Annotated in this window: 10 protein-coding genes and 2 pseudogenes; all 12 read right to left on the minus strand. The window is 62.3% G+C overall.

Annotation, left to right across the window (positions count from 1 at the left end; translation table 11 throughout):
- Positions 1–192, minus strand: a pseudogene (locus tag Y707_RS31480) (hypothetical protein); the annotation flags it as partial.
- 4 nt (positions 193–196) lie between these two features.
- Positions 197–2227, minus strand: coding sequence for a helix-turn-helix transcriptional regulator (locus tag Y707_RS25650; RefSeq protein ID WP_051441947.1), 2031 nt, complete (start codon positions 2225–2227; stop codon positions 197–199).
- A 104-nt stretch (positions 2228–2331) separates the two neighbouring features.
- Positions 2332–2727 (minus strand): FKBP-type peptidyl-prolyl cis-trans isomerase, encoded by a 396-nt coding sequence (locus tag Y707_RS0112585; protein ID WP_026535364.1) that lies wholly within the window; start codon positions 2725–2727, stop codon positions 2332–2334.
- A 49-nt stretch (positions 2728–2776) separates the two neighbouring features.
- On the minus strand, positions 2777–3685 hold the full coding sequence (locus Y707_RS0112590; RefSeq protein ID WP_026535365.1) for an FKBP-type peptidyl-prolyl cis-trans isomerase: 909 nt from the start codon (positions 3683–3685) through the stop codon (positions 2777–2779).
- Between the two features lie 128 nt (positions 3686–3813).
- Positions 3814–5175: a Pup--protein ligase gene (gene pafA / locus Y707_RS0112595; RefSeq protein WP_026535366.1), complete on the minus strand. Its 1362-nt coding sequence runs from the start codon at positions 5173–5175 to the stop codon at positions 3814–3816.
- A complete protein-coding gene (gene prcA, locus Y707_RS32845) occupies positions 5176–6033 on the minus strand; it encodes a proteasome subunit alpha (protein WP_026535367.1) in 858 nt (285 codons plus the stop codon).
- 2 nt (positions 6034–6035) lie between these two features.
- Positions 6036–6857 (minus strand): proteasome subunit beta, encoded by an 822-nt coding sequence (gene prcB, locus Y707_RS0112605; RefSeq protein ID WP_026535368.1) that lies wholly within the window; start codon positions 6855–6857, stop codon positions 6036–6038.
- A 4-nt stretch (positions 6858–6861) separates the two neighbouring features.
- The gene (locus tag Y707_RS0112610; protein ID WP_026535369.1) at positions 6862–7068 is read right to left on the minus strand and encodes a ubiquitin-like protein Pup; all 207 of its coding nucleotides are present in this window, start codon (positions 7066–7068) and stop codon (positions 6862–6864) included.
- 52 nt (positions 7069–7120) lie between these two features.
- Positions 7121–8740 carry a depupylase/deamidase Dop gene (dop, locus tag Y707_RS0112615; protein ID WP_051441949.1) on the minus strand — a complete coding sequence of 540 codons (1620 nt, stop codon included), beginning with the start codon at positions 8738–8740 and terminating at the stop codon, positions 7121–7123.
- 9 nt (positions 8741–8749) lie between these two features.
- A complete protein-coding gene (gene arc / locus Y707_RS0112620) occupies positions 8750–10453 on the minus strand; it encodes a proteasome ATPase (RefSeq protein WP_442853295.1) in 1704 nt (567 codons plus the stop codon).
- Positions 10454–10683: 230 nt separating this feature from the next.
- The gene (locus tag Y707_RS25655) at positions 10684–11823 is read right to left on the minus strand and encodes a tRNA (adenine-N1)-methyltransferase (protein WP_081744835.1); all 1140 of its coding nucleotides are present in this window, start codon (positions 11821–11823) and stop codon (positions 10684–10686) included.
- Positions 11824–11848: 25 nt separating this feature from the next.
- Positions 11849–12226, minus strand: a pseudogene (locus Y707_RS25660) (site-2 protease family protein); the annotation flags it as partial.

Below are 12226 nucleotides of genomic sequence, written 5' to 3' on the forward strand. Positions count from 1 at the left end.
CCCGCCGATGCCCGCTTCTTCCGCCAGGAGGGGCTCAATTTCGCCGGGCCGGCCCAGTCGGTCTCCGGCTTCCTCCAACTCGCGCAGCAGCGCTGTGAATGCCCTGAACAGCTTGACTCCGAGCACGGCGAAAAACAGCAGAGCCATGGCGACCAGCGCAACCCACAGAAGAATCCAGAACCACCAAGACATACCTTTAGTCTATCGAAAAGCGGCCTGCCTCAGACGCCCCGGTTTCGCCCTGTCCAACTGCCGTACCAGCCCCGTATTGCTGCAGGGCGGTCCGGGCCCATTCGAGACACTGGGTGGCGACATCGGGCGGGTCAATAACACGCACATCACCGCCGGTGCGGGCGGTCAATTGCGGCAGCCAGGAGGTGCTTCCGACCCGGAACCGGGCGGCACCCGTTCCATCAGGCAAGGTGGCTGTCCGTTCGGCGTTGTATTGGTCCGCCACCCACCGCGCCCGCCGGTTCAGCAGGACAGTGATTTCGACGTCGTCCTCGCCTGGCGTAAACAGGTTGCTGGGAAAACTTGAGTCGGCGGCGGTGTGCTCCGCCGACGGGCTTCCGGTTTCTTCGATGGAGCGGATCCGGTCCAGCCGGAAGTTGCGGATGGCCTCTGCCTCCAGGCACCACGCCTCTACGTACCAGCGGTCATCCGCGGAGAACAACCGGATCGCGTCGATGGCCCGTTCGGTGAGTTCATCCCGGTGCGGAACCACGTATTTGATCCGCAGCCGCCGGCGTTCGTCAATGGCTTTGCGGATGACCTCCATGGTTTCCGTGCTGGTCCGCGGGGAAATATCGGCCTTTATGACTGACCGTAGATTTCCGGACTCCCCCGCCGCAGTTGTGATCTTGGCCAGAGCCGATTCAAGCGCGGCTCCGGAGGCGGCGACAGGAACGGTGGAAAGTGTTTCCAGTCCTACGATCAGGGCGCAGGCCTCCTCCACGCTGAAATGCACCGGGTCCGACAGTTCGTCGGCATTCCGGAGATCTATCACACCGTCCTCCCAGGTCGCGTCGATAAGATCCTCCGGGCCGTGGCCGGGCAAACCACAGACAAAAAGCAATTCCAGGTCCTTGACCAGCTGTTTTTCGCTGATCCCGAAATTCGCCGCCGTCGCCGAGAGTTCAGCGCCCGGCGTCTCCAGGAGATACGGCACCATGTCCAGCAGGCGTTGCAGCCGGTCAATGGAGGTGGTCTTTGTGCGGGGAGGCTGGTCAGGTTCGTTGAAAGATATCGCCGGCACAGGCTCTTGGGCGGCTTCCAACACTCCACAGAACCGGCGTACGACGGCGTCCAGCAGCTGCGGAGGCGCGAGGACCTGCACATGGGGACCGTAGGATGCGATGTCGTCGGCCATTACTTCGGTGTCGGCGTAATCGAAGCGGATCTCATCCCATCCGTCGACTCCTGACGGGGAGACGTCGCCCCGGAGGCGCAGCGATTGCGCCGTTTCCGCCCGCACCCGAAGAACAGCTGTTTCCGGCGCCTGGAGATTGTCCAGCCGTGACAGCGACGCTGTTACGTCGAAATCCTGGGGTCGGTCGAAGGTCGTCTCACTGATCATCACCTCCGACACCATCCGGGACAACCTGAAAGTGCGTTCGGCCATCCGGTCAAGGTCGGAGCCGACCAGATACCAGTGCCCGTACTTTTCTCCGATACCCCACGGCTCCACACGCCGCCGTCGTTGCTGCTGCGTGCTGGCGGCCAAGTAATCAAACTCGATCTGCCGGTGCATTGTCACGGCCTTGAAGACGTCATCGAAGACGGGCTCAGCAGTGCGGATCCGGGGTTCGATACCTACAAGCGAATCTGTTTCGGGCACCACTCCCCTGGCCTGCAGCTTCCGGACTGCCCGTGCAGCCGCTGATCCCAGGGATGCCTGTTGCCACAAGCGTGAGGCAAGCGAGAGTACAGCCGCTTCTTCGGTCGTAAACCTCACGGGCGGAAGGCTGTAGGCGTCCTTGGGAATCCGGTAGACGGTGCTCGCCTTGTCATCTTCGAAGTACGCATCGCTGCTGGAGGAGGTGATGGGGATTCCCAGATCCCGCAGATCCGCCTTGTCGCGTTCAAAGGTACGCTCGAAGGCCTCCGTGCTGGCGACATCCTTATACTGCGGAATGTTCCGGCGCAAAAACTCCTTGCTGCGTCCGGAGCGCGTATCGAGCAAGGCGATGATCAGGTTCAGTAAGCGTTCGGTGCGAGGTGCAGACACGCCAGTTACGTTACTACCGTGGGCACTCAGGGGCGAGAAAGGGCGCGGCTCCGGCTGGGATATCCAGCGGTGCCGCCCCCTTCAACGATTGACTGCCGTGCCGGTCAGCGGACCCCCATCAGGTCCACGACGAAGATCAACGCTTCACCGGGAGCAATGACCGAGCCAGCGCCGCGGTCGCCGTAAGCCATCGCCGAGGGGACCTCCAGCCTGCGCCGTCCGCCGACCTTCATGCCCGGGATCCCTTGGTCCCAGCCCTGGATGACCTGGCCGGCCCCGACCTTGAAGTCCAATGGGGCACCGCGGTTCCAGGAGGCGTCGAACTCCTCCCCGGTGGAAAATGCGACGCCGACGTAGTGGGCGGACACGGTGTCTCCGGGCTTTGCCTCGGGACCGTCGCCCTCAATCACATCTTTCATGACCAGTTCGGTCGGGACTTCGTGCTCCGGGAAGTCGATTTCAGGTTTTTGACGGTCGTACTGCCGCTGTCCAAATGACATGAGTGCTCCTTGATCGCTTGAGTTGATAATGCTTTGCAGCAGGTTGCCGCTAGCTGACACCGAGAATGTCGACGACGAAGACCAGCGTCCCGCCGGGCTGGCCTGAAGCCGGATTTTCCCCATAACCAAGTTCCGGCGGAATCACCAGCAGGACCCGCGAACCGACGGTCTTGCCCGTTAGACCCTGCGTCCAGCCCTTGATCACTCCGGTCAGCGGGAAGTCGGAAGGCTGTCCCCGGTCCCAACTGGAATCGAATTTCTTGCCGTTGCTCCACTGAACGCCAACATAGTGGGCGGTGACAGTATCTGATTCGGTGACGACGGCGCCGTCGCCCTTAATCAGCGTTTGGGCCACAAGTTCTTCGGGCTTTTCGGCGGAGTCATCAATGGTGATCTCCGGAACGCCCTCGGCATTGACCTTGACGGTGGGCAGGCCTTCCGCCGGTTCCACAGCTTCGCCTTCGGCCTTCTCCAGCGGCGGCTCAACGTCTTCGGCGCTCTCAACGGTGAAAACCAGCAGCTGCGCAGGTTGCGATTGCGCGCCTTCTGTTCCCTTGACTCCTGGAACGGCAAAGGCGAACTGCGAGCCCACCTTTGCTTCCTCCAGGGCGTTGTACAGTTTCGGATTACCGTTCTTCATCTGGTCATCCAGTGCCAGATCGTCGCCGGCTGCTGAGGTGTAGGTTTCCACGATGGTCGAGCCGTCCTTCGCATTGAAGGAACTCATCCGCAGGGACAAGGTCTGTCCGGGTTCGATCTCAGCGCCGTCGCCAGCGCTCAGTTTTTTGATGATCTGCTCGGGAACCTTCAGGGGCGTATCAAATTCAACTTTAGGCGCCTTCCCCTCTTCGGTGGCCGAAACCTCGAGGGAATCCAGCGGCTTTGCTTCTTCCTCGCTACCGCCACAGGCGGTCAGCAGCAAGGCAGCTGCCAGGAGGGGGGCAAGAATTTTGCGCACAGGTAATACTTTCGTTGTCGGAAGGGACGGCCGCGGCCGCATCGGGCCCATCCGGTAGATTGACAGGCCTCTCCCATCTTAACGGCTGAAGCCCCGAATTTTCTCCACCGGTTTTTCCGGCTGCCCCGCTACATGTTCCGGAGCAGCGCTTCGACTCTCTCATCGACACTCTTGAAGGGGTCTTTGCACAGCACGGTCTGCTGTGACCTGTCGTTGAGCTTGAGATGGACCCAGTCGACCGTGAAGTCCCTGCCGGTCTCCTGGGCCCGGCGCACGAAGTCTCCCCGCAGTTTGGCCCGGGTTGTTTGCGGTGGAGTTTCGACAGCGGCCTTGACTGCAATATCGTCCACCACCCGCGCCGCTCCCCCTCGCGACTGAAGCAAAAAGAACAGCCCACGACGGCGGGAAATGTCGTGGTACGTCAAGTCCAGTTGAGCCATCCGGGCCGAATCGAGATCTGTCCCGTTACGTTCGCTGTACCGGTCGAGTAGTTTCTTCTTGATCGCCCAGTCAATTTCCTTGTCGATTCCCGACAGGTCCTGTGACTCGACCGCGTCGAGAGTCCGCTTCCAAAGATCAAGGACCCGCTTGACATGCGGAGTGTGCTCGCCGTTGGCGGCCACGAATGAAACGGCCTTCTCCAGGTATTCGCGCTGGATCTGCAACGCCGAGAGCTGTCGTCCATTCGCCAGCCGCACCGGGTGCCGGCCGGTGAGATCGTGCGAAATCTCCCTGATACTCCGGATCGGGTTTTCCAGCCTCATGTCACGCATGATGACGCCGGCCTCGATCATCCTGAGGATCAGGTCCACCGAACCCAGCTTGAGCAAGGTCGTGGTTTCGGACATGTTCGAGTCGCCGGCAATAACGTGGAGGCGCCGATAGTGTTCCGCATCCGCGTGCGGCTCGTCCCGGGTATTGATGATGGGGCGGGACCGGGTGGTCGCCGACGAGACGCCCTCCCAGATATGGTCGGCCCGCTGGGAGAAGGCATATAGTGCTCCCTGTGGTGTTTTAAGCACCTTCCCGGCCCCCACAAGGACCTGGCGGGTCACCAGGAAGGGAATCAGAATTTCGGACAGCCGGGTGAATTCGCCCTTCCGTGGAATCAAATAGTTTTCATGGCTGCCATAGGAATTGCCAGCCGAATCCGTATTGTTCTTGAACAAGTAGACGGTGCCGTTGAATCCCTCGCTCAGCAGCCGCGCCTGCGCTTCGTCCACCAAGTCGTCCAGAATCAGTTCTCCGGCACGGTCCTGGGCGATCAGTTGTGCCAGATCGTCACATTCAGCAGTTGCGTATTCAGGGTGTGATCCGACGTCGAGATACAGGCGTGAGCCGTTGGTCAGGAAAACGTTGGATGAACGTCCCCAGCTGACGACCTTCCGGAACAAATAGCGCGCCACTTCCTCCGGTGATAGCGGCCGTGCGTTAGGCCCCGAATACGAGATTCCAAATTCAGTCTCAATTCCGAATATGCGCCGGTCCACTCAGCTGCCCGCCTCACCCGCGAGGATCTGCTCGACCTCGGCGTCATCAAGGCGACGGAAGGCCCGCCGCGTGCCACGTTCCGAAAGAGGTTCACGGTCCAGCACTGCTATCTCCAGCAGGCCGGCTCCCAGCAGGTGGACTCCGGCCGTTGTTGGCTGACCGTTACGGGGCGGCTGATCTGCCGGCTCGGTGGAGGCGGACTGGCTGCCTTCACGATGGTTGTTGTCCATCCGTCCGTTGCGCCCCGATGCGGGCGGATGGCCCGATGTACCCTCGGCCGGCTGGCTGCGGTCCACGGAGAGCGCTGCCACAGCGAGCCTGATCGCTTCCGGGAACCCCACAGAAGGATCCCACCGGCCGTCAAGGACATCCCGTACCCGTTCGGCCTGGCCGCCCATGGCGATGAAGCCGTTCTCGTCGGCGATTGAACCATCGAATGTCAGCCGGTAAAGGTGGTCCTTGCCGGCTTCGCCTGCCACCTCGGCAACGGCCAGTTCAACCTCGAACGGTTTGGATTCGGCGGTAAACACCGCTCCAAGGCTCTGGGCGTAGACGCTGGCCAGACCTCTGGCTGTGACGTCCTCACGGTCATACGAGTAGCCGCGCACATCGGCGTACCGCACCCCGGCCTGGCGCAGACTCTCGAACTCGTTGTACTTGCCGACCGCGGCGAAGGCAATCCGGTCGTAGATCTCACCGGTTTTCCGCAGCGACGGCGACGGATTCTCCGCCACAAGCGCGATGCCTTCGCGGCAGCTGATGACGACGACGGACCGCCCCCGGGCGATACCCTTGCGGGCGAAATCCGCCCGGTCCTTCATCATCTGCTCGGGCGAGACGTAGAACTGCTGCGTCATGGTCAGGCCTCCCGTCCGGCTACGGAACGTTCAGCAATGACCGCCTCGGCGGCCGTCGCGAGTTCGCGGTCGCTGACCTTGCGGTTTCCGGTGCTGTTAACGGTGTAGACGACCGGCCACAATTGCCGGACCATATCCGGCCCGCCTGTGGCGGAATCATCGTCGGCGGCGTCGTAGAGTGCCTCCACAGCAACTGAAATGGCGGCGGCTTCGTCCAGATTCGGTTTCCAGAGTTTCTTCAGCGCTCCCCTGGCGAAAGCGGACCCGGATCCGACGCTGTGGTGCTCCTGCTCCTCGTAGCGCCCGCCCGTCACGTCGTAGGAGAACAGCCGTCCTTCCCTCCGCTCGGTGTCGTAGCCGGCGAAGAGCGGAACGACTGACAACCCCTGCATGGCGAGTGGAAGGTTGGCACGGATCATGGCGGCAAGGCGGTTGGATTTTCCGTCCAGGCTCAGCAGCGTGCCCTCAATCTTCTCGTAGTGCTCCAGCTCAACCTGGAACAAACGGGTGATGTCGATCGCGATACCGGCCGTTCCGGCGATGCCCAGCACGGAGAACTGATCAGCGGGGAAGACCTTTTCGATGTGGCGGCTGGCAATGAGGTTCCCCATCGTCGCGCGCCGGTCACCTGCCATGACGACGCCGCCGGCGAACGTCATAGCTACGATAGTGGTCCCGTGCGGGACCTGCGGCGAAGACGAGCCGCCAGCGGCATTCATGCTCCGGCTCGAAGGCAGCAGTTCAGGGTTGTGCCGGCTCAGATGGTCACTGAATGAGATGGTCGCTGCCGATGCAATCCGGTCGAAACGCTGCGCGTCGCTCATCGGGTCACTGACCACCCTTTTGCACGAAACCACGCACGAATTCCTCGGCATTGGTTTCGAGCACGCCGTCGATCTCATCCAGCAGGTCGTCGGTGCCCTCTGTCGCAGCGGAGGCCTCATCCGAGGCCGGACCCGGCGCGGGCGGAACCTCCTCCACGACTTCTGCCTCATCGGCTCGCTGGCTGGTGTTCTTGTGTTCCTGCGCTGCCATGATCTTCTCCTCAATCCCGGTACCGCCGCGGACTGCGACGGTCCGCTAGTACTTATCGTGCCACGCCCCACGGCTCGGTGCCGAGTAGTTGGTCAATAAACTCTTCTGCCGTGGCGCTGGTGTCAAAAAGCCGTCCGGTCAACTCGCGGGTCCCGCGCAGGGGTTCCCTGGTCGGGATGCGTTGCAGGCGGCGGTGATTGGGTAATTCGAAGATGACGGAGTCCCAACTGGCTCCCACCACTTCGCGGCCGAAATGGTCAATGCATTTGCCCCGGAAGTAGGCGCGCGTATCGTGTGGCGGCTCCGAAACCGCAGCGGCAATCTGCTCATCGGTGACCAGCCGCTCCATCTGTCCGCGGGCGGCAAGCCGGTGATAGAGGCCTTTCTCCGGCCGCACATCGGCGTACTGCAGGTCGATGAGGCCCAGCCGGGCGTCGTTCCATTCAAGCGAATCGCGCTGGCGGTAGCTTTCCAGCAGTTTCAGTTTCGCCACCCAGTCCACCTGGGCCGCGGCCTTCATCGGATCGTCCTCGAGGACATCCAGCAGACCACCCCAACGCGCGAGTATTTCGACCGTGTCCGCATCCGGTTCGCCGTCCCGCCAGCAGTGCTTCTCCGCGGCGTCATAGTAAATCCGCTGCAGTTCCAGTCCGGTCAAGCTGCGGCCGTCCTTGAGCTGCACCGTACGGCGCAGCGACGGGTCATGACTGATCGCTTGCAGTGCCTGGACCGGCTGCACCAGTTCCAGCACCGGAGCGGCACCGTGCTCAATCAGATCAAGCACGAGTGATGCCGTTCCGAGTTTCAGATAGGTCGATACCTCGCTCAGGTTTGCGTCGCCGATAATGACGTGCAGCCGCCGGTACTTATCGGCAGTGGCATGCGGCTCGTCCCGGGTGTTGATAATCGGACGGCGGATCGTGGTCTCAAGGCCCACCTCCGCCTCGAAGAAGTCGGCACGCTGGCTGATCTGGAAACCCGGTTTCGAACCGTCCTGGCCCCTTCCGACCCTGCCGGCCCCGCAGATGACCTGGCGGGACACGAAGAACGGGATCAGGCCGGCCGTGATCCGGTTGAACGGAACCTCACGCGGCATCAGGTAATTCTCGTGTGAACCGTAGGAAACGCTCTTATTGTCGGTGTTGTTCTTGTAAAGATTGATCGCTGCCAGCCCCGGTGTCCGGGCTACTTTCCGCAGTGCAGCCAGCACGACGGCGTCGCCCGCCTTGTCCCAGATGACTGCGTCCTTCGGATTGGTCACCTCAGGACTGGAGTATTCGGGATGGGCGTGGTCCACGTAGAGCCGGGCGCCGTTGCTGAGCACCATGTTCATCAGGACGCCGGTACTGAGTGGGCCGTCTGTGTAGAGGCCGTTCTCGGAAAGCCGGCCGCCCGCCAGCGCGACCCCTTCGGCACCGAGCACGTCACCGCCGTCGGTCAACTGCGACGGGTCTGCATCTTCCCGGGACAGCTCCCAACCCCGCGCGTCGGTCAGCGGAGCTTCGTCCGAGTAATCCCAGCGGGTACCGCTCAACCGGCCCTCACTGGCATTGCGCAGGGAAGCATACGAATTGATGATCTGCGTGGAGAGCACGGTGGAGTTGGCGCCCGGCAGTGCGGGAGCGAGGATCCCGTATTCAGTTTCGGTGCCCATTACCCGGCGAACGGTCATGAATTCCCCCTAGAGATACTGCCCGGTATTGGCAGTAGTCTCGATGCTCTTGCCCGGTTCCTGCCCGGCCTTGCCCTGGATGATCGTGCGGATATACGTGATCCGTTCCCCCTTCTTGCCGGAAATCCTCGCCCAGTCGTCGGGATTGGTTGTATTCGGCAGATCCTCATGCTCACGGAATTCATCCGTCACCGCAGTGAGCAGGTGTTCGATCCGCAGACCACGCTGCTCGGTGGTCAGCAGATCCTTGATGGCGTTCTTCTTGGCCCGGTCCACCACGTTCTGGATGACTGCACCGGAGTTGAAATCCTTGAAGTACAGCATCTCCGTGTCGCCATTTGCATAGGTGACCTCCAGATACTCGTTGGACTTGTCCGTCGCGTACATCGACTCGACTGTGCGCTGGATCATCGCCTCAACGGTGGCTGCGGCATCGCCGTCGTGCTCGGCCAGATCATGCTCATGCAACGGTATTTCGGTGGTGATGTACTTCGCGAAAATCTCGCTTGCACCCTCTGCGTCCGGACGCTGGATCTTGATTTTCACATCAAGCCGTCCCGGCCGCAGGATGGCCGGGTCGATCATGTCCTCGCGGTTGGACGCGCCAATCACGATCACATTGTCCAGCCGCTCGACGCCGTCGATCTCGCTGAGCAGCTGCGGCACGATGGTGGTTTCGACGTCGGAGGATATGCCAGTGCCGCGGGTGCGGAAAAGCGAATCCATTTCATCGAAGAAAACGACGACGGGGCTTCCGCCGGATGCCTTCTCCCGTGCCCTGGCGAAGATCAGCCTGATGTGGCGCTCCGTCTCGCCGACGTACTTGTCCAGCAGCTCGGGTCCCTTGATGTTCAGGAAGTAGCTGGGTGATTCTTTCTGCCCGCTGCGTTCCGCGGCTTTCGCGGCCAATGAGCTGGCAACGGCCTTGGCGATCAGCGTCTTGCCACAGCCCGGCGGCCCATAGAGCAAAATTCCCTTTGGCGCCTTCAGCCCGTGCTCCCGGTACAGATCCGGATGCAGGAATGGCAGTTCGACGGCGTCACGGATCTGTTCGATCTGCGGTCCGAGTCCGCCGATGTCCTCATAGGAGATATCCGGTACTTCCTCCAGCACGAGATTCTCCACCTCGCTGCGCGGAATTTTCTCCAGCGCATAGCCAGTGCGGGCATCGATGGAGAGGGCGTCGCCAATGCGGAGCTTTTCGGTCTGCAGCGGGGCTGAAAGCCTAAGCACCCGTTCCTCGTCGGAACGGCCCACGACCAGGGCCCGGTCCTTGCCAAGAAGTTCTTTGAGCGTCACCAGCTCGCCGGTGCGCTCATATCCCAGCCCGGCGATGACGGTGAGCGACTCATTGAGCAGAACCTCCTGGCCCACCGCCAGGGACTTGAAATCCAGCAGCGGGCTGACCGTAACGCGGACCTTGCGCCCCGAGTTGAAAATGTCGACACTTTCCTGCGTAACGGCGCCAACGCCGGTGGCGTCCGGCGAGGAACCGCCCTTGCGCGCGGGCGCCGCGGGATTGATCTGGACGATGGTCCCGAAACTGTACGGGGCGGCACCTTCCTGCTCGAGGGCGGCCTTCAGCTTGAGAATCTCGGTCTTCGCCGCTTCCAGCATGCCGGTCAACCGGGCATTGTGCTGTGTCGCCGCGGCCAGTTGCTTGTCGACGTGGCGCAGTTTGTCACGCAGCACGTTAAGCTGCCGCTGGGTCACCGCTGGATCCGGGGCGTACCCACTCCGCTGCGTCGCGGACGGGTCGGAACCGCCCTGCTGGGATACCGGTTGGCTCTGGTTAGAATCTGCGTCGGACGGATGACTCATCTGCCTCGCCTACTTCCTGCGCTTCAACTCCGCGGGTCAGCCGGAGACCGGAAATGGCCTCTCCCTTAGACCCTAGTCGGCCAAGCTGTCATTTTCACTGACCGTGAAGTTAAAACGCCCAGCTATGAATCCTTTGTTCCCGTTCCGTCATCTGCAGCCGTGTCCGACCCCGTTGCCGGTGGAAGCTGATCCTGTGATTTCGGCGCCGCATCCCGTGCAGCGCGGCGGAGCTTCCGGTCCGATACCGGCCGCTCCCCCACAGCCTGCGGTGTCCAGGCATTCAAGTCTTCCTGACTGAACCCAGTCTTGGAGCTGCGGCGCTTTTGGGCCAGCGGCGTCACGCCGTCGGCCAACCGTCGGGTAATCAGCAGGAATCCGGTGTGCGCAACCATCCGGTGGTCCGGGCGCACTGCAAGCCCTTCCAAATGCCAGCCGCGGACCATCGACTCGAAACCATCCGGCTCGGTGAACCGGCCGTCCGCGCGGATGGCCTCGGCGGTGCGGGACAACTGTGTAACAGTCGCGACATAATTGATCAGCACCCCACCGGGAGCAAGTGCCGTGGCCACAGCATCGAGGCACTCCCAGGGAGCCAGCATGTCCAGGACAACCCGGTCCACGGTTCCCGGCTGCTCGCTTTCGCCCAGTTGTTCTTCGAGATCACCAAGGGTGATCTTCCACGCCGGATGTGGTCCACCGAATATGGTTTCCACATTCCCGCGGGCAATATCGGCGAACTCCTCGCGCCGCTCGAAGGAGTGCAGGAATCCGTGGTCTCCCACAGCACGCAACAGGGAAATACTCAGTGCACCTGAGCCGACCCCCGCCTCGACCACCCGGGCACCCGGGAAAATATCCGCCATCGTAATAATCTGTCCCGCATCCTTGGGATAGATGACGGCCGCCCCGCGTGGCATGGAAAGAACGAAGTCCGACAATAGCGGGCGCAGGGCCTGATACTCATGTCCGGTCGTGTTGGCGACCACGGAACCTTCCGGACGGCCGATCAGCTCGTCATGGTTCAGGAAACCCCGGTGCGTATGGAATGCGCCGCCGTCTTTGAGCGTGATGGTGTTCCGGCGGCCCTTCTGGTCCGTGAGCTGGACGCGCTCGCCGGCGCGGAAAGGACCACGCCGCTGTTCGGCGCCGTGCGGTCCACCGGTTCCGGCGGTCTGACCGGGCTCCTCCTGATCAGCGCCGGAGGCCACTTCGCTCCCGGTCTGTTCAAGCCTAACGGCCTTCTGCTCGGAACCGCTGTTCATTGACACATCCTCTGTTGGGGTTGGTTCAGTTCTCTGATTCAAACCGGCGGCGCTGCTTTCCGGTGATCGCCGCTACCACCGTAGCTTGATGCAGCAGGCCGGTGACCTGTCCGCGCCGGTCGATCACGGCATACTCGCTGCCAGCCAGTTTGGCCAGGTATTGAACCAGTTCCTGGCCCTCGGCCCAGGCTGGAACATACGCGCCCGGAGCCAGCGCCCGCGCCACCGCACTGGCCGGTGTATTCGCCGCCATGCCGGCCGGCACCGAGCTCAGCGCCGTCTCGTCCACAACCGCTTCCGGTCTGCCGTTGGTTCCCACCAGTACGACGGCGGCGCTGCCGGCCTCCCGCGTCCCCAGTGTGGCCCGCACCTGGGCCGTCGACGACGAAGCGGCGAGGCCGAC

Origin of the sequence: Arthrobacter sp. H14, from assembly GCF_000520495.1 — a bacterium.
Classification (GTDB): domain Bacteria; phylum Actinomycetota; class Actinomycetes; order Actinomycetales; family Micrococcaceae; genus Arthrobacter_C.